This window comes from Erythrobacter sp. 3-20A1M (assembly GCF_018636735.1).
In the GTDB taxonomy this organism is placed as follows: Bacteria; Pseudomonadota; Alphaproteobacteria; order Sphingomonadales; family Sphingomonadaceae; genus Alteriqipengyuania.
Genome location: NZ_CP045200.1, coordinates 2,666,353 through 2,686,577, shown reverse-complemented (window position 1 = coordinate 2,686,577; position 20,225 = coordinate 2,666,353). Strand labels below are relative to the sequence as shown.

The window sequence follows — 20,225 nt, the reverse complement described above, 5'->3', positions numbered from 1 at the left end:
GCCCGGCGGCGCGTCCTTCAATCGATGCGCGTCTTGGGCGCGATGGCATCGCCGGCGGCCGAGGGTGCGTCCCAGCCTTCCATCTCTTCCAGCTCCTTGCCCTTGGTCTCGTTGATGAACCGCTTGACCAGGAAGAAGCTGACCGCCGCGCCCACGGTGTAGAATGCGTAGGTGGTCGAAAGGCCGAGCCCGCTGGCCATCGCGGGGAAGGTCTGTACCACCAGGTAGTTTGCGACCCATTGGGCAAGCCCCGCCACCGCGAGCGCCGAACCGCGGATCTGGTTGGGGAACATCTCCCCCAGCATCACCCACATCACCGGGCCCCAACTGAAGTTGAAGAGATCACGTAAATGTTCGCCGCGACCACCGCCCCCAGGCCGAGGTCCGGGGACAGCGACAGATTGCCGCTAGCGTCGAGCGCACCCTGGCTGAAGATATACGTCATCGCGCCGAGCGAAATCGCCATCCCGACCGATCCGATCATCAGCAGCGGCTTGCGCCCGATCCGGTCGATCAGAAGCAGGGCGGCGAACACGGCGGCGATCGAGACGACGCCGGACAGGATGTTGCGCTCCAGCGCCACCTCTTCGGAGACCCCCGCCAGCTTCCACAGGGTGGACCCGTAGTAGAAGATCACGTTGATGCCGACGAATTGCTGGAACGTGGCGATCAGGATGCCGGCCCAGACGATCGGGCGGAAGATGGTGCCCTTCTGCGTCACGTCGGACAGGCGCGGGCGATGATCATCGCTGAATGTGCGGCGAATGTCGGCGACCTTGCGCGTCGCCTCCGTCGGACCGAACAGGCGGGTCAGCACGGCATGCGCCTCCTCATCCCGACCCTTCGCCACCAAAAAGCGAGGGCTTTCCGGAATGAACAGAAGCGACACGAGAAACACAACCGCGGGGACCGCCTGCGCCAGATACATCCAGCGCCAGGCGGGCAGACCGCCGACGATACCCAGCGAGTTGCCCGCCGCCTGCGCGAGGAAATAATTGACGACGAAGGCGGCAGTGAGGCCCGTGATGATCATCACCTGCTGCACGGTCGTGAGTCGGCCACGGATTTTCGCCGGGGCGACTTCGGAAATATACAGGGGTGACAGCACGCTGGCAGCGCCGACCGCCATGCCGCCGGCGAACCGCGCCAGCACGAAGATCGGATGTATCTGGATGAAGCCCTGAACCAGCGCCCCGACCACGAACAGGGTCGCAGCGATCAGCATGACGCGCCGCCGCCCGAACACGTCCGCCAGACGGCCCGCGAAGAACGCGCCCGCCGCACAGCCGATCAGAAGCGATCCGACCGTGAGGCCGAACCAGAAATCGTTCAGTTGGAAGGCGTTTTTGAGGCCGTCTTCGGTCCCATTGACCGCGCCGCTGTCATACCCGAACAGCAATCCGCCGATCGTAGCGACCGCCACGATGGCGGAGATAAGCGCCATATTGACGCTGTTCCGGCTCGATTCCATTAATTTCCCTCCCGTACCGCGGTCTTCGCCGCCGTGTTATGGTAGCGCTACCTTATTCGCCATATCCCGGTGTCGCGCAAGGGGATTAAAGCGATTTCGGGTCCAGTGCACGCGGAATGGCGGAACGCGGTCCACGCGTCCCATTCGCCGCAGCGGGTTCAGCCCTGCCTGCCATCTCGGCGCCCGGGCGTGGCGCGATTGGAACCCTATGTAATATTGCGGAAAGTTTCCGCTGGCCGGGAACCTTAGCATGGCTTACGAGTAATGAGTGGTTAACGGGGAATAAACCAATGATCATCATGGCGAGCAGGGAGGACGCGACGGGCAACCGGCCGATGCTTGGCTGCGATGGATCGCCCGTTAATCATCTTCCGACCGGTATGTCCTGCTACGCGACAGACGGCGCGTCCCATTCGCGCGTGGCAGCCCTGTCTGCTACCGAGAGTTGGAAAGGCGCGTGCGATCGGTCGCAGGCGTCCAGCGATGGCAATTATGCGTAGATTGACTTCTCTCAACCGGAAACGCCGCGCGGGCCTTGCCGCCGCGCTCGCCTTGCTTGTCGCTGCGCCCGCCGCGATCTGGGTCGCGCAGGAGGGGAATTCAGCGCGACTGATGCAGCAGACCGAGGATGCGATAAACGATTTCCTCGATCGCTCGCCTGGCGAACGGTCGGGCACCACTCCGCTGAAGGTAAAGGGTAATCGGGCATTGGGGCCGGCCGTTGCGGCCGCGGGTCCAGGCCCGGCGTCCGCCGGCACTCCCGAACAGCGCGCTCTGGGTAAGATTTTCCCCGAGATACCCGACCTCCCGGCGGAGAACGGGCCGACATCGGTCATCATTCCCGACTCCGCTGGTCCGCCCACCATCGTCACCCCCCCGGGGACGCCGAACGGTGGCTTTCCCGGCGGACCCGGCACCGGCGGCTATTTCCCCGCGCCGCCCCCGAGCGGCGGCGGAACCGGTGGCGGTGGCGGCGGCACCCCCGGCGGTGGTGGCGAAACGCCCACTCCCCCGCCCCCGCCTCCGCCCAGCGCCGTTCCCGAACCGTCGACCTGGATGCTGCTCATCCTCGGCTTTTTCCTGACCGGAGGAACGCTGCGCCGTCGCATCAGGGCGGCCGCGCCGCAGGGCCGTTCCACCGCGTTCTCGTGATCCGTTTTCTCGTCGCGGCCGGGATTGCGCTGTTCGTGGCGGTGGCGGCTTATGCGGCCATCAGCGGCGAACGCGCTGCCGATCCCCCGACGGCTTCCGCAGCTACGACGCCGATCGAGCCTGCCAGCGTGCAAGACATCACGCATGATTTCCCTACTCCGCAGCAGGTCGAACGGGCGAACCAGCGCAAGCTGATGCCGGCCGATACCGTATCGCTGCTGAAAGTCCGCGGGTCCTTGCACCATGGGGATTTCCGCTGGGAAGAAGGCGACGCGCCCGATGGCCCGCTGACCGTGTGGGTCGATCTTCGCCGCCAGATGGCCTCGGTCTTCCGCGCAGGCCACGAAATCGGCACCGCGGTGGTCGTTTACGGCGGACCGGGAATGCCCACGCCGGAGGGAACCTTTCACATCTTGTCGAAGCATCGCGATTATCGGTCGCGATCCTACGATGCCGCCATGCCATACGCCATGTTCATCACCGACGATGGCGTGGCTCTGCATGCAAGCCCGATGGCCGCCGACCATGCGACCCATGGCTGTATAGGCTTGCCCCCCGGCTTCGCAGCCAAGCTGTTCGCGATCGCCCAAAAGGGCGACCGGGTCGTGATCGTCCGCTCCACCTGACGGACCATCCAGAGAACCGCGACAGGGCGGAATGGTTAAATCCCCTTAAGCGTTCCTCTGAACCCTCACTTCAGGGCCGACTGGCAGAATTCCTCGCAAGTAGCGGGGAAAGACCATGCGACAGTTCGGCAAGCTTCTGGCAAAGTCCGCACTTCTGGGTGCGGTCCTCACACTTTCAACGGGCGTACAGACTCGGCTCGGCGATTTCGATCAGCGCGTGCTCGCCGTGCATAACGAAGAGCGCGCGCAGATGGGCGTCTCGCCCTTGGCCTGGGACCCCGACCTGGCCGACAATGCGCAAGAATGGGCCGAACATCTGGCCCGGACCGGCCGTTTCGAACACTCGCCCAATCGCCCCGGAGAGCCGCTGGAAGGCGAGAATATCTGGGGCGGGACCGTGGGTGCCTATGCGCCGGAGTCGATGGTCGGCCTGTGGATCGCGGAGAAGCAGGCATTCGTCAAAGGCGTCTTCCCGGCCAACAGCAGGACGGGCCGGGTCCAGGATGTGAGCCATTACACGCAGCTCGTCTGGCAGCAGACCCGCAAGGTCGGATGCGGCATGGCGCGCGGCGAGCGCGAGGAGATCATGGTGTGCCGCTACAGCTCGCCCGGCAACGTGCTGGGCCGGCGTCCGCTGTAATATCCTCTCCGGTGTAGAAAGCGCGCATTCGGGTAGGCATTCGTCCCCCGAAATCCTATCGCTACGGTCAAGGCGCGGGGCATGGTCCGCTTCGGCGCGTCCACGCGGGAGGGAAGATGAGCGGGCACTGGACATGGCGCATGGCGATCGTCGCGGGCCTCACCCTTTTCGCCGCTACGTCCGCAGCCGCCCAGACGACTATCCCGGGCGATCCTTACGCCGATGATCCGGCGGGGATCGTGGCCGACCCCTGCCCCCGTCATCCTGTGCCACAGGGTGCAGAATGGCAGATGTGGAACCTGCACATGCTGACCCGCGATTTCGGCCAGCTGTGCCGCTATCGCGCTGCCAATGCGCAGCTGAGAGAGAGCGGCGCGCCGGTCCGCGTCGTCTTCATGGGCGATTCGATCACCGATAACTGGATCAACCTGGCACCCGCCCTGTTCGAGGATGGCCGCGTGGATCGCGGCATCAGCGGGCAGACCACGCCGCAAATGCTGGTCCGCTTCCGCCAGGACGTGATCGATCTCCATCCCCAGGCGGTACATATCATGGCGGGGACGAACGACATCGCGGGCAACACCGGCGCGGCGACGATCGAGACCGTGCAGGGCAATATCCGCTCCATGGCGGAACTGGCGCGGGCGCACGGTATCGCCGTCATCCTGGCCTCGATCCCGCCAGCCGGTGCGTTCCCGTGGGCTCGAACCAAGCAGCCGGTGCCGGTCATTCGCGAGATGAACGCCTGGCTGAAATCCTACGCCGCCGACAACGGCTTCACCTATGTCGATTATTTCGCGGCGATGGCGACCCCGGCGGGCGCGATGCGGCCGGGCCTGTCGAGCGACGGGGTGCACCCCAACGCGGCGGGCTATGCCGTGATGAAACCGCTCGCTCTCGCCGCGATCGAGCGCGCGCTAGCCGATCGACCGGCGCTCATTTCCACGCGCCCATCGTCACCTTCAGCCACACCGGCCGATCGGTGAAATTGAGGCCGTAATCGGTCTGGTCGCCGTTCCAGACCCGGTCCATCACCCAATCGCCGGCGGCGTCGAACCGCCCCTCCTCCACCCGCACCACCATGCCGTTCTCCGGCCCGCTTTCGGCCCGGTCGAAGGTGATCCGCACATGGTCGCCGGTAACCAGGAACTCGTCCTGCGAAAGCTGCACGACCAGCGCGCCGCCGACCGGTTCATCGGCCCAGGCGGGCGGTTCCGCCTTCAACCAGGTCCATTCCTTCAACCCGAATTGCCATTCGCCGTAGCTGGCCGTCACCTGCCATTTGCCGAACGTCTTCGACTGCGCCGAGCCGTCGTCGGGCTTGGCGACACCCCAGGTGGGCCGGGTGAAGGCCAGCCGCGCCCACGCGCCGCCCAGCGCCTCGATCGCGGCGTATTTGCGCGCGAAGGCGTACAGCGTCTGCTCGTCCAGCGCCTTCGCCCCCAGCGGGAAGTTGGAATAGCCGGTCGCATCCATACCGAACGGGGTGAAGCCGATCGCCCCCTTCCCCATCGCGGTGTAGAAGTACCGCGCATATTCGCGCGCATTGCCGATCTCCGGGATGAACAGAGCGTTGTCGGGCCGCGCATAGGCATCGAGATAGGCGACCACGTTCCGGCTGCTCCGGTCGTAAATATCGGGCGCGGCAAAATCGATCGCGGGCGCGGCGATCTTCCAGATATCGAGCACGTCCTGCTGCGGCCCGCCACTCGCGACGCCCATCGGATCGGGCGGGTTGAAGGGATCGGAAAGCGCGGCGTTGACGTACATCGGCAGCGGCTTCACCGCCTTCCCCGCCGCCGCGATGTCGCCGATATAGCGCGCGGTGTACCAGGTGTTGAAGGCGCGGTCCGCCCGGTCGCCGAACACTTCTGCCCACGTTCCGCGCACTTTCCCCAAACCGGTAACCAGTTCGGCTGGCACCGCCCCCTCGAACAGCGCCTGCGCCCGCGCTCCGAAGTCGCGCGGGTTGCGATAGCTGCCCACTTCGTTCTCGGGTTGGACCATGATGACCGTGTTTTGCGGATCGTGATCACGTAGATAGGTCATCAGCCGCACGAATGCCCGCTTGTCCGCTTCGCGCGTCGTCTCGAACATCGGCGAGAGGGCATAGTTATCGCCCCCGTCGCGGGTCTTCATCCGTGGGAAGCGCGCATTGTCGAGCTTGACCCAGGCCGGGGTATAGCCGGGCGAGGTGTTCTTCCAGGTCGCGAACCACAACAGCACGATGCGTTTGTCGTGCGTGCGCGCCTCTTCCAGCAGGGTTTGCAGGAACGAGAAGTCGAACCGCCCCTCCTCCGGCTCGATCTGCTCCCATGCGATGGGGACGGCGACCGTGTTGGCGTGAATGCGATCGAGCACCGGCCAGACCTGCGGCAAGGCGGCCGCGTAATTGCTCGAATTGTTCACCTGGCCGCCGAGGATAGTGAAAGGCCGGCCATCCACGATCAGCGCGTGCCGACCGTCGCGGTTCTCCAGATGCGGCAAGGCTTCGTCGGTTTGCGCGGAGAGCGGCACCGCCATGACCGCCGCCGCGATCCACGCGGATATTGCCCTGATCCCACGCACTGTCTCTCTCCCCCATTCGAGCGCGGTGTTGCCGCCCCCCTTGTCATGATCGCATAAACCATGCCGGGATCGAGGGAAACTCCGCCCGCCGTGCGCTCTCAGACCAGTGCGAACCACAGGCCGAATGGGGCTCGGGGCAGGTTTGCTCGCGGAATTTCAGATTACTTTCAAAGCGAGTTGAACCACCCACCGCCTTATCGCAAAGGGGGCGGCGATCATGCGACAGAAGAATTCCTTCGGACCGGCCACGCCCAAGCAGAAGCGCGCGCGGGCCACCTACGATGCGCTGCTTCAGGCTGCGGGCGAGCTGTTGGCCGAGGTCGGCGTGGACCGTATCACGACCAACATGATCTGCGCGCGCGCCGACGTGACGCCGCCCGCGCTGTACCGATATTTCCGCGACAAGGACGCGGTGCTCGAGGCGCTGGGACGGCGGCTGATGGAGCGACAGAACGACGCGCTGAAGGCGTGGGTTGCGCGCCACGAGCCCGACGGCATCGCATCGTTTCGCGGCAATACCGAGGAGCTGCTGCGCGCAACGCACGAGGTGACGCGCAGCGAACCGGGTGCGATGTGGATCCTGCGCGCCTTGCGGGCCTCGCCGCGGCTGGCGCATATCCGGCTCGAATCGCATCATTACGTCACCGATCTGCTGACCGATGCCTATATCCGCGCGGGCTCTACCCTGCCGCGCGAGGAACTCTGGCGGCGACTGCGCCTGACGGTCGAGATCGGCTTCGCGGTCGATGAGTTGGTCGCGGAAGACGACAGCGTGATACCCGGCGAGGTGTTCGAGCAGACCGCCAAGCTGATAGGCCGCTGACTCCGGCCCTTGCTAGCCGGCTGCCGGCTCCCGGCCCGATCGGGCGGCGCGGGCCACGTCGCAGCTATCGGTAAGCTGCGAGATCCACTGGGTGACGAGATCGACCCCCTCCTTGTGCTCCAGGCTGCGACCGACCTCGGGCATCATCTCGCCCGGATCGGTGCTTTCGAGGCGATAGGTCAGGATGGACTGATGCGGTTGTCCGGGGAGGATGTCGAAATCGCGCCCCCCGGTCCCACGCCCGGCGGCCACCGAGGGCTTGCACACGCCCCATTTGCGCAGATCGGTCACCTCGCTCGCCAGCCACAGCCCGGAAACCCGCGCCGGGCCGGTCTCGCTGTGACAATGGCTGCAGTTGATATCGAGATAGGACCGCGCGCGATCGCCGATCGGCAGCGAGCTATCGTCCCACTTCGCATTGTGCGGCACGTTCTCCATGCCCGGCACGCCCTTCAGATAACCCAGCTTCACCAGTCGCCGGAGCTGGTTGATCTCCCCGCCGGGCCCCTCGAAATCGCGATTGAGATGCCGCGCCTTCAGCCCGATCGGATGGATCGCGCGATCCTCATAATTGCTGGCGTGGCACCCGGCGCACTGGTTCGCGTTGGGCACCGAATAGGTGAAGCGCTTGCTGTCGCTATCGCTCTTGATGGTGAGCGGAACGTCGGCCCCCGCGCGTTGCAGCGTCGCCTCCGTCTGGTCCGCGTTCCAGACATAGGGCAGCGCGGCCCAGCCATCGGCCCGGCGGACCAGCAGCCGGGTCTCGATCATCCGGACATGGCCGATGTCGAGCCCGTCGGTGCCGGACTGGTACATCGCGGGCGTCATCTTGAGCACGGTGTCGCTTTCGCCGGGCCGATCGCTGGCGGGCACCGTATAGTAGAACGTCTTGGTAATGATGGTACCGACGGGAAAGTCGAATGCCTTTTGCGGCTCGTATTGCGCGGCGACGTTCGCGGGCATCCAGATGGTGCGCCATTTCTGCGCATAATCGCTGAACAGCGGCGAGTTCAGCTCGTAGGTGACCATGCCTTCGTGCGGCGTGATCTTCCCGTCCGCCACCGTGAACAATCCCCACTCCGACAGCTTCTCGGGATTGTCGGTCGCGTGGAACGTCACCTCCTTCGGCGCCGCGGACGAGCAGGCGCTCAGGAGCAGAACGACAAGGGCAAGGAGGACGGGTCTGATCATGGGCGTGGTCTTTAGCCTGAGGTGGTCATTTTCGATGGCAGGGTGATTTTCGGCAGTCGGCTCGCCGGGGCGCAGTTCGTGGTCTTCACGATATGGGGATTGGCGAGCTTGTTCGGGCCGTCGGCATCGAGCAGTTGCGCATCTGCGTTGTCGACGCAGATACCGGTGCTCGCTTTATCCGGATTGGCGAACCCGTCCCAGATCACCGCTGGCAGCGAGCCGCCGACGGCCTGCTTCAGACCCGCATAGGCCTTGCCCGGATTGGTACCGCCGCCGGAGAAGGTGTTGCCGGTGACGTAGATGTTCTCCGGATAGGGATCGTAGGCCTTGGCCAGCCCCCGATCGGCGAAGCCGGTCGAATAATAGCTGGAGATGATGACGTTCGCGGTGTTGTTGTCGGCGATGCGGTTGTCGAAGATTTCGACCTCGTCGTTCGAGTTCACGATCACGCCCGATCCGGGCGGAACGGAGCTGACCGCGCTTCCGGGGGCCGCGAAATTAGCGTGGTTGTTCGCCACCACTTCGTTGTCGTGAACGCGCGTCTTGGCACCAGGCACCGGAAGATCGGGCATGTTGAAGACCAGGATGCCGCCGGAATTGTTGGTGGTCTTGTTACCGTAAACATCGGCGTTGCTGGTGTTCTCGATCTCGATCCCGGCGACATTGCCCTCGGCGATGTTGTTGCGCACGATGACGTTGTTAGACTGGCCGACATAGATCCCCGCGTCGGAGGCACCGCGCACGACCGAATTCTCGATCAGCACGTTTTCGACCTGCACGGGATAGAGCCCGTAGGCACCGTTCTTCGCCGACGGTTCCCCGGTCCACTCGGCGCGAACCCGGCGGATCACAGCGTTCTTCGTCCCGTTGATCTTCAGCGCGTCGCCCTTGGTGTCCTCGATCGCCAGGTCTTCCAGCGTGAAGTCGTCACCGGTGACGGTCAGCCCTTCCGCGCCCGACGTCTGGTCGGCAAAGGAAAGGATCGTCTTGTCCATCCCCTCGCCCCGCAAGGTCACGTCGTTGCCGCTCAGGCTCAGACTGCGTTTCAGCCGATACTTGCCGGCGGGAATCTCGATCACATCGCCCGCCTTCGCGTCCAAAAGCTGTTCCTGCAGCCGCTGCTCGAACTCGGGATCGTCGACGAAGCCGTCCGCGTCCGTCGGCGGGCTGGAATTGCAGGCCGCCAGGCTGAGCGCCGCCAGCGCGGCCACGACAAGATGTTTCAGTTGCATGCTGATCTCTCTCCGGTTGAGCGATGCCATCAATACGATGCGCTGAGGGAAATGGCGTAGAACCTGGGCTTGTCCAGGCGAACATAGGGCGTTTCGAACGTCCCCGCACTTAGCGTGCCGAGCGTGCGGACCTTCTGGTCGTCCAGCAGGTTCTCGACGAACAGGGCGATCCGGTAACGATCGCCGGGCGAACGCCAGCCGACGCGCGCGTTGATGAGGTTGCGCGGTTCGTCGAGTTCGTCGAACACGCCGGGCCGCACCAGAGTGCTGATCGACGCATATTTGTCGCGCGTCGCATCGTTCAGTCGGCCCCTTCCCGTATAGCTGTAGCTGGCATCGGCGAAGATGGCGGAGGTGTTCGCGAGTTCGTGGTCGTAATGCGCGCCCAGCACCGCGGTGAGTTCCGGCGCGCCGGTCGGCTGGCCGGAAATGTCTATTCCGCGTTCGATGCGCGTGACCCAGCGCGAATCGAGATAGCTCGCGATCGCCGAGAGGGTGAGATCGGTGCTGACCCGGAACTGCGTCTCCAGATCGATGCCCCAGGCATCGGAATCACCCGAACGGGTAACGTACGTGGGCAGGCACAGGCCTTCGGTGCAGGTGTTGTCGTCCTCCAGACTGATTGACTGGCGGTTCTTGTACTTGAAGTAGAAAGCCGAGCCATTGAACCGCAGGCGGCGACCGAGCAGTTCGGATTTGAACCCGGCCTCGTAGTTCCAGACGTTCTCCGGCTCGAAGAAGGAATTGATCTCGGTGCTGTTGAAGCCCCCCGCCTTGTACCCGCGCGCGGCGGACGCATAGACGAGCAGGTCCTCGCGCGGCTCGTATTCGATCACGAAACGCGGGCTGACATCGTCGAAGCTTTCGTCGCGCGTGACCCGCTTCCCCTCCAGCGCGCCCTCGTCGAAGATGATGTCGCCGATCAATGCATCGTAGAAGGTCGCAACGCTGATGTCGGCTCCGTCGGGGAAAACGGGATCGCTTCCGATCGCGGCCAGAACGCCGTTGTAGAGCGCGCCGGGTGCCGTGATCGCCTCCAGGCCAGGCGAGATGAATCGTCCGTTGAGCCAGGTGAAGCGCTTGTCGTCATGGGTATAGCGGATGCCCGCGGTCAGCCGCAGATCGTCGGTAAGGCTGTAGGTCGCATCCCCATAGACCGCGTAGCTGTTGTTGCGCGCGAAATTGTTCATGTCCTCTTCGAAGGTCAGCCCGAGCACCGGCAGGCCCTGTCCCTGCAGGATCGTGAACAGCGGCAGGCCGGCGAGGCGATTGAGGACGTTGTCGACGGAATCGGTCAGGAACGTGACCGCGCTGGTCTGCTCCGCGTCCTCCCAGAAATAGCTCGCGCCGAGCAGCAAGGTCAGTCGCTCGCCCTCGTAGGAACCCCGGAATTCCTGGTAGAAGCTCTCATTGTGCTCGATATTCTCGGTATCGAAATAGCGTGTGGGATCGGAGGTGCCGTCCTCGTCCTCGCGATTGTGCGTCTCGAAGGTCTTGTAGGCGCTGATGCTGGTCAGCGTCAGATCGCCCAGCCGGTGATTGGCGGTCAGGGTGACGCCATCCAGATTGCGGGTTTCGCGATCGTTTATGACATCGTTGGAGAACGGCCCGAAGGGATCCTGGCTGAGCGCGTAGGGGCTGATCCCGACCGCGGTCGGCCCGTCCTTGTCGGTGTCGTCGTGATCATAGGTGAGATAGACGTCGGTATCGACCGTGGGCGTCCAGCCGAACGCGATCCGGCCCGAGATATTCCCCTCCCGCTCGCGGTCCTCGCCCGTCAGCGCGTCGGTCAGATAGCCGTCGCGGTGGTTGTAGGAGCCGTTGAGACGCACCGCCAGCGTATCGGTCAGGGGCAGATTGCCGGTCGCATCGATGCGCACCTGATCGTAGTTGCCGTACTGCACCGTGCCGAACGCCTCGAAGCGCTGGCTCGGCTTGTTGGTGGTGATGGAGATCGCGCCGGCCGAGGTGTTGCGACCGAACAGCGTGCCCTGCGGCCCCTTCAGCACCTCGACCCGCTCGACATCGTTGAAAAAGATCAGCGAGGCACCGGTGCGCGCGGAATAGACGTTGTCGATGAAGATACCGACCGATGGCTCGGTACCGATGCCGAAATCGTCCGTCACGACGCCGCGAATGGAAAAGCGCGGCTGCGTGACGGAGGTATCGTTGATCTCGAGCCCCGGCGTGAACGCATCCAGATCGCCCACCGTCTGCGCATTCAGCGCCGCGATCGCCTCGGCATCGAAGGCGCGCACGCTGATCGGCACGTCCTGTAATGACTGCTCGCGGCGCTGGGCGGTGACGACGATCTCATTGAGCTCGACCCGCCGTGCTTCCTCAGGCTGTCGCTCGTCGACCGGCGCGGCCGTCTGCGCGCTTGCGGGGGCCACCCAGATCGCTTGGGTGCCCAAGAGAAGCGACAGCCTGGCCAGGTTTCTCATATTCTCCGCCCCCAAAGTTAGATAGTGTAAACTATCTTTTTAGGGCGCGGCGCGCAAGCACGCTGGAGCAAGCGCTCTATAACCCAGGGTAACACCGGGTTGGAGGGGCACGATGGAGGGACGCTCCAACCCACGCCGGAGCGTGATAGAGCGCAGAAAGCCGTGAACGCAGCGACACCGGCCAGGCAGCCTAGCGAAAGCCGAGCCGTCGAATTCGTAGAGGTATCGAGAATGGTAGCGGAGGAGGAACATATAGCGAACATATAACGTTCTGACATTGCTCGTTTTTTCCGCCCAACTCTTGGAAAATACCCCCACCGATACCCCCAGACTCCCGAATTTGCGCCAAACCGTTACAAAGGTGCGATCGGCCGACTAATGTTCGAAAATTGGCAGTTCAACCGCCTCATTGAACGGCGGAAGTTGGGCCGGGAACAGACCGTCCGATATTGGCGGGAGAACAGCACGAAGCGGGCATTCGGTTCACGACCCCAGTTTCGGAAATGGTGAGTCCCCATCCGCATTTGCGAAAGCGGACGTTAATGCTGAGGATGCGAGTTAGGCCTCTTACGCCGACACTGGAGCAGTAATTCATGCGCCAAATTGGGTCTTATATCGTGGCAGCATCGATAATCTTCTTGACCGGATGTGTTGAAGAAAACCCACCTGTAGCGTCGCGTCTTGCGCATTATACGCCATTCGATCTCAAGACGCGGCCGCAATTCTCCCGCTACCAAGAAGTTGTTGGCTCCTACCTGCGCCGAGAAGCGCTAGGGGGGGACTCTCAAGCCTGTGTGATCGGCATGACGCGCGGAAGCAGAGACACAGATATGGTATGGGTCATCTGGCGCGGAGGCAATCGGCTCATTCAATGGTTCTCTGGAGAAGATAACCTCGAATTGTCCTCGCGTAACCTTAGTTTGACCGATGATGTCGTTCCTACCGATGCAGACATCGGTACGAGCACCTACCTTGAGAGCCGGGCATGGGTGAATGAGCTGGAGCGCTTGTGCAAACAACATGGTCGTTGCGTGTCCGCTACCGCAGCGTAGTGGCCGATCCGCCTGCCGAATTGATCGAGGCTTGCGGCAATCACCGCGTCATTCTCGTCAAATCGCTCGATCAAGCGGCAGGATATGGCGGCGACTGGTTCGCGGTGAAGCAATATGCGCGGCAACACGGCCTCATCGATGCAGAGGCAATGAACAGGCGAACGCCTGCCTCGTTGATCAAGAGCGGATCATGGCGGATCAGCGCCTGCGGGGCAGCGCGGCCGAACCCCGGCTTTGCGCGCAGGTCATGCCGATCATGCCTCGACAGCCGGTAGCTCCAAGATCGGAGAGCCAGTCGTGAACAGGACAGGGAAACCGGCTGTTATGCTGGCCATTGGCGTTGCGCTTTCTGGCTGTGCAACGGCCGCGATCGAAGCGCAGCCAATCACTATCGACCGCGATGCCTTTGGCGGTCAGGCGCTGTTTGGCGGCTCGATCGAAAGTATCGACGGCTGCATCGTTACCGGCCGCAGCAACAGCACTGTTCTGTTCGACCAGGGAGTCACCCTATTGCCTACCGGCGATGGCGTGTTCGATCCGGCGACCGGCAACAGCATTCGCTTCGGTGAGCGCATTAGCGGAGGCGCGGCGGTCCTGCGTGACGCCGGGCGAGGGTGGCCGATTCATGATATCGAGCGTTTCTATGGAGTTACGATCCCCGCAGCCTGCCCAAAACGCGATGTTATGCGGCTGCACCATATGGAGCCGATATCGGAATGAAGCACCTAGTTTTACCGCTGGCGGCAATCGCTCTGGCCTGCCCCGCCGCGTGTGCATCGCCGGAGAAGGAAGCGCCACCATCATCCAACGGGTTGCCGTTTCGCGCTGAAGTCAGCGAAAGCGGCTTTGCGACAATCCTGTCCGCGCCTCCTGCCTCTTTCGATCCCGTAGAGCCGTCTCCGCCCGCGCCCCGCACGGCGGAGCAGGATGCTGCCGATGCGGAATTCATGCGCGTTGCCGATTACCAGAACAGCGTGAGCGACGAAGTGCAGGCACTGGCTGAACGACTGCGCCGGGAAGAACGTGGGAACTTTCAGACCCTGCATTATGACAATGAAGGCGAACTTGGCGTCGTCTTCGAATTTCTGCGCGATGGCCCTGCCACGCTGCGCAAGTACAGCAAGAATTCCACCTTCCGCGGGGAAACCGTGCGCTGGTCGCAGCAAGAGCTGATGGCGGCCGCCGAATTCATTTGGGATACGTTTCGCGATGATCGCGTGATCCAGTCGACCGGTGTTGCCACACAGGTCGTCACCGCCCAGATCAGCGTCTCGGAAGCCGAATTCCGGGCGCTGGTGAAACGCAAAGGCGTGACCATTCCCGAACCGGTTGAGCTGATCTTTCACGCGACGCCGATGGTGCCTCTGGTCAATCCGCCACGCCCGGCTGCGCAGGATCAGGCTGTTCAGGACGAAGTCGCGCCCTACCTGCGTGTCTTCCCCCGGCACGATCGCCCTGCAGGCGCGCTCAACGCCATCAATAGCCGGGCAACGATTGTGCTGAAGGACGGCTGCTTCCGCGCCGCGGACAGGGACGATGCGCTGGTATTGTTCCCGTTCGGCGCGAAGCTGTTCGTCGATAGCGCAGGGTATCTTGCCTATGGCAGCGGCGAGCAACCCGGCTATGCGCGCGTGGGCGAGGAGGTCGAGTTTCAGGGTTCCATCAACGAGGTGACGATACCCGAGCTGGTCGATCCCATCCACGACGCCTGCGGGCCGGGCAAGGTCATCAAGGTCGAAGGCATGGAAAGCGCCGCCGCACGCGCGGCACAGGATAAGGTGACTGATCGCGCAAATGCGATCCGCAGTCTGGAGAACAGTTACGGCCTCGATGCCCGGCAGGCAGAGCGTGCGCTCGATTGGCTCGACGCGCGAGGCGAGGCCAATCGGCAGACCAGCCCGGACGGCATCCTCTTACCGCCGATAACAGGCGCGATGATGGTTGAAATGCCGCCGCGTCCGGTGATGGACCCATCCGAATGTCCGCCCGGCAGCAGTCTCAGCTTTGGACTGTGCCGAACGCCTGAAGGCCATTTGCGCCCCTTGCCCGAATGGCTGGTCGAATTTCTGGAGCAGGATCGATGAAACGCATTTTCCTCTCGCTGGCAACGCTGGGGCTTGCAGCCGGCTGTGCGACGTTGCCAACGCAGATTGGGACAATGGCATCTTCCGAGGCCATCCCGCACGATATCACGGCAGGGCAGGCACGGCTTGCCGCGCGGCTTTATCCGAAACTGGCCGAGGCTGCAGAGCCGAACGACAATCTCTTCATCTCGCCGCTCTCGCTGAGCGAGGGCCTGGGCATGGCGCTTCCCGGCGCGCGCGGGCAGACCGAGGCGGAGATGCGCGATCTGCTGGGCTGGAACGCGGCAGGCCGGGCCGAACTGCTGGTGAAGGATTACGACCGTTTCCTGACGCGCACGGGCGATAACAAGGTGGCGCTGTCGGTCGCCAATGCGCTGTGGCTCTCGAACAACCTCTCCTTCGCGCCGGATTATCTGCACGCGGCGAAAAAAGGTTTCGGGGCTACTGCGCGGCAGGTCGATTTCGGCGGCGATCCGGCAGGCTCTGCCGACACGATCAATGGCTGGGTAAGCGAACAGACCCGCGAGCGGATCACGAAGATTGTCGATGCGAGCGGGTTCAACGATCTGACCGCTGCCGTGCTCACCAATGCGGTGTGGTTCAAGGCCGACTGGTCGGTGCCGTTCGAGGATGGCTCCACGGGCGAATTCACGCGCGGCGATGGCACCAAAATGCCGATCTACATGATGGAGCGGATCGCGCCGATGGCCTATCGCGAAACGCGCGACGGGCAGGCGGTGCAATTGCCCTATGGCAAGGACGGGCGCTTCACGATGGAGGTGTTCCTGCCGAAGGACGGGGCTACCCTGCGCCGGTGGGAACGGGATCTGAATGCCGGATCGTTTGATCTTTCGATGCAGGGCAGCGACGGCAAGTTCGATCTCGGCTCGATTGAAGAACGCAATATTCTGCTGCGCTTGCCGCGTTTCGAGGCGCGCTTCGATGGCAGCGTAAAGACCGCGCTGATTGCGGCGGGAATGACCTGCGTCTTTGACGGAAGCTGCGCCGATTTTAGCGCGATGGCCAATGCTCCGCTCGCGATCGACGATGTGGCCCACGCCACTTTCCTGCGGGTGGACGAGAAAGGTACCGAAGCGGCGGCGGTAACAACGGTAAAGATCGTCGTTACCGGCTCCCGCCGCCTGCCAGACGATCTGCCGCGCATGATCGTCGACCGGCCCTTCCTCCTGACCATCCGCGACCGTGCGAGCGGCGCACTGATCTTCTTCGGCCGCATATCCGACCCGACACCCGTGGAGAAATCCGAATGATCCGAAATCTCTTTGGCGCGAGCGCGATGGCGCTGGCCCTGTCATCGCCCGCCTTCGCGCAAGAGCAAAAACCGCTCACCGAAACCTGCCCTAACCTGACGGCGGAAGAGATCGAGGCCATCGAGAATTACAAAGGCGAGTTCTCCGAGAACGCCTGGTATGCGCGCGCTTATTGCGTCAGCGTGGAAGAGGCAGAGCGGCGGATGGAAATCCAGAACCGCGGCGCCATCGGCCCGCGCACCGAGCCGGGGCCACCGCCTCCGCCACCCGCGCCGGACGATTCCCTCGGTCTGCTGGCGCAAACGCTTCACGAAAAGGAAGGCGACACCTTTGCAGGGCTCTGGATCCAGCATCGCCCGACCTATGGCGTGATGGTCGCCTTCACCCGCGATGCGGCGTCGACACTGGCGAAATACACCAGCGATCCGCTTTATGTCCCGGTCGATCGCCCCGGACCGAGCCTCACCGAACTGCGCGCGGCACAGGACCAGCTGATGCGCGATCTTCAAGCGCTGAGCGTGAACTGGTTCGGCATGGGCGGGAACGAAGCCACCGGCAAGATCGAGGTCAGGCTGGGCCAGAGTGCCGACCCGATCCGGCAGGCGGCGGCACGCGGCGAGATTGAACTGCCCGACTTCGTGGTGTTCGAGGAACCCGATCCGTTTCCGATCGCTGCGCCGCCCGTTCCACCCGGCGATGCGCGGGTTAAGGGTTTCCCTCAGTTCGCCTACCGCACTGACGGGATGGCGCGCACATTGGTCGGCGTTCCAGACGTGCCTGCACGCCTCGAATTGCGCGATGGTTGCCTGTGGCTCTCGCCCGAAGGTGAGGAGCCGAGGATTGCGGTCTGGGAACAGAGCATGGCGCTCGACCTGACCGATTCCGGCAAGGTAGCAGTGATGAACCGTTTTTCCGGCGCAAAGGTCTATGCTGACAGCGATGTGGTGCTGATGGGCCTGCAACCTGGCGAAGTTGCGCCGCCGAATGATGTTGTGGGCGCGGATAGCTGTCCCGGCCCCTATCGCGTCGTGCGCGGCATCGTCCCGCGCGAAGTGTGGGACAAGCAACGACGCGATGCCGCCATCGCTGGCCGCACGCAGGAACTCGGCAGCCGCGCGGCTGCCGAAGCAGACTATGCCGCCGATATGGCACGGGTGGCCGAACTGAAGGCGTGGCGGGCGCACGCGCTCGCCGAACATGGCGATGTGATCGCCAGCATCTACGTCAACGAGGATCAGGGCGCCGCGCATATGTTCCACACCGATGTGCTGACCAGAGACGAACTGGTGCCGGAGACACTGCGCCCCTTCGTCACCGGGCAGGTCGTGCCGCAAGGCGGAACAGCGCTGGAAGCCGCGCGAGCGGACATTGCCGCGCAGATCGCGGCGGCCGGGCTGGACGCGCGGGTAAGTATCGAGGAAATCGGCGGCTTTGTTGACCTCTATCCCGCAGACCTTGCCGCGCTCTCGCAAGCAGCGGTGGCGGGCAAGATCACCTTTCCGCCATTGGTGCGGATCATGGCGGACAATCAGAGCGCGATCTACCGGCAGGATATTCCGCTGCGCCGCGATCCCGAAGCGATCTGGTATCCGCTGGAAGCGCATCCTGACTTCGCCACTATCCGCGCGCTGGTGGAAGAAACGCCTATCATGCGGCCCGAGCCTTCGCCGACCGATCACAACTCCAGCATCTGGGTGGCACGCAAACCGTCCAGGGCCGGCTCGCTCCAGCAGACGCACTGGCTGATCGCCAGCGGCTATACCCTACAGGAAATCCAGACATTGCGCGCCGCCGGCTTCGATCCCATCGAAGCACTGGAAGACATGAACGGGCGCCAGACGATCGAGAAGCGCGCTCTCACCGCCACCGATATCGTCGTGGCCGAACCGGTTGCCATCGACCTCGCCGATGCGGGCGGCGACGGCTTTGCCTCCACGGTGCGCTGGCGTGTGGTAGAGGTCTTGAAGGGCGATGCCAGGCCGGGCGAGGAATTGCGACAGCGGCTTGCTTCGGGCGAACGGACCGATGAGGCGGGCGTGACCCGCTATGGGCAAAGCAATGATGAACCGTCGTTGCTGCCCGGCTTGCCGACTTCGCTGGAACCGGGATCGCGCTGGATTCTGCATCTGAGCGACGCGCTCTACACCCATGCCGCCTATGTTCAGGGCGGCGAAGGCGCGGCGCGCAGCGACGGGGACTGGTATGTTGCGGTCAGCTGGATGGCCCCGTCGCAGATCGACGTCGACGGGATGGCGCTTCCCGTCACGAATTATCCGGAACCGATCCCGCTCGACGAATTGCGGGAAAGGATCGCCCCGATCCAGCGCGCATTGGGCCTCGAACAATCAGGAGAAAAGCAATGATGCGCTCAGTTCTGGCGTCCGTCGCACTTGCCGGTCTGGCGTTGCCGCAAACTGCGCTGGCCTGCGTTTACGCGCAGCGCCCTGAAGAGGTCGGCTATGCCAGTGGCCAGTATTTCGCGAAAGAGATGCTGGCCGCTGCGACCTATGCCGATCTGGTGCTGGTCGAAGATGACGGAACCCGGGCAATGGATGCGCGGCCCACCGGCATCATTACCTTGCGCGCGATCGCCCGCTTCAAAGGCAACAGCGCCGACCGCTTTACCGTGTTTGGTAGTCCGCTGACCTTTTCGCCGGACAAGGAGCGGATTTTCAACGCCCCCTTGCAGCACTTTACCAGCGAAACCGGGCAGGTCGCGCCGTTCAGCTATACGGAGGAACGGCCCACTTTACTTTTTCCGCAGGCGACCGCTCCCGGCAGTCCCCCGCCACCATCGCCGCCCATGACCAGTTGCAGCCCGCCTGCGCTCATGGCCGACACCGGGCGCTTCTACCTCGTCTTGCGCGATGCGGAAGGGCGGGTGCTCAACAGGCTCACGATGAGCGATGGCAAAACCACCGCGCCCAACCATCCCGCCTTCGGCTTTGTGCCGGTGACCTTGTCAGACGATGATTTCTGGCTCTGGTCGGTGCGCATGGCCGCTGCTGCGCCAGAAGCGGCACAGGCTCAGGATGTGCTCTACCTCACACCGGGCAGCGATCCTGTGCGGGTCGAGCGCGATCTGCGTGCCGCCGGGGCGACGATCCGCGCGGCTTATTATGCGCGCGGTAATTTCATCGAAGAGGTGCGACCGTCACCGCATGAGCAGACCTTGCCGTGGCTCGAAAAAGCAGATGACTATCTAGCCCAGAGCCTGCGTGACCGGATCGGCGATCCGCATCACGGCGCAGCGGAATTCCTGCGCGCAAAGCTCTCCCCGATGCAGCGCTATGGTACCGGGCTCGGCTATGAAGTCGCGCAGGCATTCACTCGCTCGGTGCGCGATGTGCAGCAGGCGACGGGCACTCCGCGCCTCATTGCGGTCGAAGTAGCGGGCGATCCACACGCCCTGGCCAGCCAGTCCTTCGTGTCGCGCGTCGCCCCGCTCGATCGCACTGCCGATCGGCTGCCGCAGGTGGATGGGACCGACGAAGCCGCCGTCTTCGCCACCATGCAGCGGATCGAGCGTGACATCTGGCTGCTCAACGGCGGCGCTGGCAACCGTCAGGGCACCTTGCCGTGAAGATCGACCTTGCTGCCCTCGGTGCAGTTCTGGCTAGCGGATTGCTGCTGACCGGTTGCGCCACTTCCGCCCCTTCGCGCGAACCGGC

Annotated in this window: 15 protein-coding genes and 1 pseudogene; 11 read left to right on the top strand and 5 right to left on the bottom strand. The window is 63.7% G+C overall.

Annotation, left to right across the window (positions count from 1 at the left end):
- Positions 1 to 17: 17 nt before the first annotated feature.
- Positions 18 to 1,471 (bottom strand): annotated as a pseudogene (locus F7D01_RS13065) (sugar porter family MFS transporter).
- Between the two features lie 492 nt (positions 1,472 to 1,963).
- On the opposite strand from F7D01_RS13065, the gene F7D01_RS13060 reads away from it, so the two are divergent.
- The 4 genes from F7D01_RS13060 (at position 1,964) to F7D01_RS13045 (ending at position 4,875) form a co-directional block, all read left to right on the top strand.
- Positions 1,964 to 2,623, top strand: coding sequence for a PEPxxWA-CTERM sorting domain-containing protein (locus F7D01_RS13060; protein ID WP_215227906.1), 660 nt, complete (start codon positions 1,964 to 1,966; stop codon positions 2,621 to 2,623).
- A complete protein-coding gene (locus tag F7D01_RS13055) occupies positions 2,620 to 3,249 on the top strand; it encodes a L,D-transpeptidase family protein (RefSeq protein ID WP_251566861.1) in 630 nt (209 codons plus the stop codon). Before F7D01_RS13060 ends, F7D01_RS13055 begins: the two co-directional genes overlap by 4 nt.
- A 115-nt stretch (positions 3,250 to 3,364) precedes the next feature.
- The gene (locus tag F7D01_RS13050; protein WP_251566859.1) at positions 3,365 to 3,889 is read left to right on the top strand and encodes a CAP family protein; all 525 of its coding nucleotides are present in this window, start codon (positions 3,365 to 3,367) and stop codon (positions 3,887 to 3,889) included.
- A 140-nt stretch (positions 3,890 to 4,029) separates the two neighbouring features.
- A complete protein-coding gene (locus F7D01_RS13045) occupies positions 4,030 to 4,875 on the top strand; it encodes an SGNH/GDSL hydrolase family protein (protein ID WP_215229817.1) in 846 nt (281 codons plus the stop codon).
- Here the strand turns inward: F7D01_RS13045 and F7D01_RS13040 are convergent.
- A complete protein-coding gene (locus F7D01_RS13040) occupies positions 4,826 to 6,412 on the bottom strand; it encodes a DUF5597 domain-containing protein (RefSeq protein WP_215229816.1) in 1,587 nt (528 codons plus the stop codon). The genes F7D01_RS13045 and F7D01_RS13040 overlap by 50 nt on opposite strands.
- 262 nt (positions 6,413 to 6,674) lie before the next feature.
- Here F7D01_RS13040 and F7D01_RS13035 point away from each other — a divergent pair, with 262 nt between their 5' ends.
- Positions 6,675 to 7,280, top strand: coding sequence for a TetR/AcrR family transcriptional regulator (locus F7D01_RS13035; RefSeq protein WP_215227905.1), 606 nt, complete (start codon positions 6,675 to 6,677; stop codon positions 7,278 to 7,280).
- A gap of 12 nt (positions 7,281 to 7,292) precedes the next feature.
- On the opposite strand, the gene F7D01_RS13030 is transcribed toward F7D01_RS13035, so the two are convergent.
- The 3 genes from F7D01_RS13030 to F7D01_RS13020 are packed head-to-tail and all read right to left on the bottom strand — an operon-like array spanning position 7,293 to position 12,147.
- Complete coding sequence (locus tag F7D01_RS13030) at positions 7,293 to 8,471, bottom strand: SO2930 family diheme c-type cytochrome (protein ID WP_215227904.1); 1,179 nt, start codon at positions 8,469 to 8,471, stop codon at positions 7,293 to 7,295.
- A gap of 11 nt (positions 8,472 to 8,482) precedes the next feature.
- Positions 8,483 to 9,703: a parallel beta-helix domain-containing protein gene (locus F7D01_RS13025; RefSeq protein ID WP_215227903.1), complete on the bottom strand. Its 1,221-nt coding sequence runs from the start codon at positions 9,701 to 9,703 to the stop codon at positions 8,483 to 8,485.
- A 29-nt stretch (positions 9,704 to 9,732) separates the two neighbouring features.
- The gene (locus F7D01_RS13020; protein WP_215227902.1) at positions 9,733 to 12,147 is read right to left on the bottom strand and encodes a TonB-dependent receptor; all 2,415 of its coding nucleotides are present in this window, start codon (positions 12,145 to 12,147) and stop codon (positions 9,733 to 9,735) included.
- Between the two features lie 1,027 nt (positions 12,148 to 13,174).
- Here F7D01_RS13020 and F7D01_RS13015 point away from each other — a divergent pair.
- The 6 genes from F7D01_RS13015 to F7D01_RS12990 are packed head-to-tail and all read left to right on the top strand — an operon-like array spanning position 13,175 to position 20,137.
- A complete protein-coding gene (locus tag F7D01_RS13015; RefSeq protein WP_215227901.1) occupies positions 13,175 to 13,474 on the top strand; it encodes a hypothetical protein in 300 nt (99 codons plus the stop codon).
- 49 nt (positions 13,475 to 13,523) lie between these two features.
- Positions 13,524 to 13,919, top strand: a complete 396-nt coding sequence (locus F7D01_RS13010; protein ID WP_215227900.1) for a hypothetical protein — start codon at positions 13,524 to 13,526, stop codon at positions 13,917 to 13,919.
- Complete coding sequence (locus F7D01_RS13005) at positions 13,916 to 15,283, top strand: hypothetical protein (RefSeq protein WP_215227899.1); 1,368 nt, start codon at positions 13,916 to 13,918, stop codon at positions 15,281 to 15,283. Before F7D01_RS13010 ends, F7D01_RS13005 begins: the two co-directional genes overlap by 4 nt.
- Positions 15,280 to 16,554, top strand: coding sequence for a serpin family protein (locus tag F7D01_RS13000; RefSeq protein ID WP_251566857.1), 1,275 nt, complete (start codon positions 15,280 to 15,282; stop codon positions 16,552 to 16,554). Before F7D01_RS13005 ends, F7D01_RS13000 begins: the two co-directional genes overlap by 4 nt.
- Positions 16,551 to 18,917, top strand: a complete 2,367-nt coding sequence (locus F7D01_RS12995) for a hypothetical protein (protein ID WP_215227898.1) — start codon at positions 16,551 to 16,553, stop codon at positions 18,915 to 18,917. Before F7D01_RS13000 ends, F7D01_RS12995 begins: the two co-directional genes overlap by 4 nt.
- The gene (locus F7D01_RS12990) at positions 18,914 to 20,137 is read left to right on the top strand and encodes a hypothetical protein (protein ID WP_215227897.1); all 1,224 of its coding nucleotides are present in this window, start codon (positions 18,914 to 18,916) and stop codon (positions 20,135 to 20,137) included. Before F7D01_RS12995 ends, F7D01_RS12990 begins: the two co-directional genes overlap by 4 nt.
- Positions 20,138 to 20,225 lie beyond the last annotated feature (88 nt).

What these genes read in the sequence shown, in the direction of transcription:
- F7D01_RS12990 (WP_215227897.1), top strand. Translation starts at nt 18,914, where the DNA reads ATGATGCGCTCAGTTCTGGCGTCCGTCGCACTTGCCGGTCTGGCGTTG.
- F7D01_RS13030 (WP_215227904.1), bottom strand. Translation starts at nt 8,471, where the DNA reads ATGATCAGACCCGTCCTCCTTGCCCTTGTCGTTCTGCTCCTGAGCGCC.
- F7D01_RS13020 (WP_215227902.1), bottom strand. Translation starts at nt 12,147, where the DNA reads ATGAGAAACCTGGCCAGGCTGTCGCTTCTCTTGGGCACCCAAGCGATC.
- F7D01_RS13000 (WP_251566857.1), top strand. Translation starts at nt 15,280, where the DNA reads ATGAAACGCATTTTCCTCTCGCTGGCAACGCTGGGGCTTGCAGCCGGC.
- F7D01_RS13045 (WP_215229817.1), top strand. Translation starts at nt 4,030, where the DNA reads ATGGCGATCGTCGCGGGCCTCACCCTTTTCGCCGCTACGTCCGCAGCC.
- F7D01_RS13005 (WP_215227899.1), top strand. Translation starts at nt 13,916, where the DNA reads ATGAAGCACCTAGTTTTACCGCTGGCGGCAATCGCTCTGGCCTGCCCC.
- F7D01_RS13010 (WP_215227900.1), top strand. Translation starts at nt 13,524, where the DNA reads ATGCTGGCCATTGGCGTTGCGCTTTCTGGCTGTGCAACGGCCGCGATC.
- F7D01_RS13050 (WP_251566859.1), top strand. Translation starts at nt 3,365, where the DNA reads ATGCGACAGTTCGGCAAGCTTCTGGCAAAGTCCGCACTTCTGGGTGCG.
- F7D01_RS13040 (WP_215229816.1), bottom strand. Translation starts at nt 6,412, where the DNA reads ATGGCGGTGCCGCTCTCCGCGCAAACCGACGAAGCCTTGCCGCATCTG.
- F7D01_RS12995 (WP_215227898.1), top strand. Translation starts at nt 16,551, where the DNA reads ATGATCCGAAATCTCTTTGGCGCGAGCGCGATGGCGCTGGCCCTGTCA.
- F7D01_RS13025 (WP_215227903.1), bottom strand. Translation starts at nt 9,703, where the DNA reads ATGCAACTGAAACATCTTGTCGTGGCCGCGCTGGCGGCGCTCAGCCTG.
- F7D01_RS13060 (WP_215227906.1), top strand. Translation starts at nt 1,964, where the DNA reads ATGCGTAGATTGACTTCTCTCAACCGGAAACGCCGCGCGGGCCTTGCC.
- F7D01_RS13035 (WP_215227905.1), top strand. Translation starts at nt 6,675, where the DNA reads ATGCGACAGAAGAATTCCTTCGGACCGGCCACGCCCAAGCAGAAGCGC.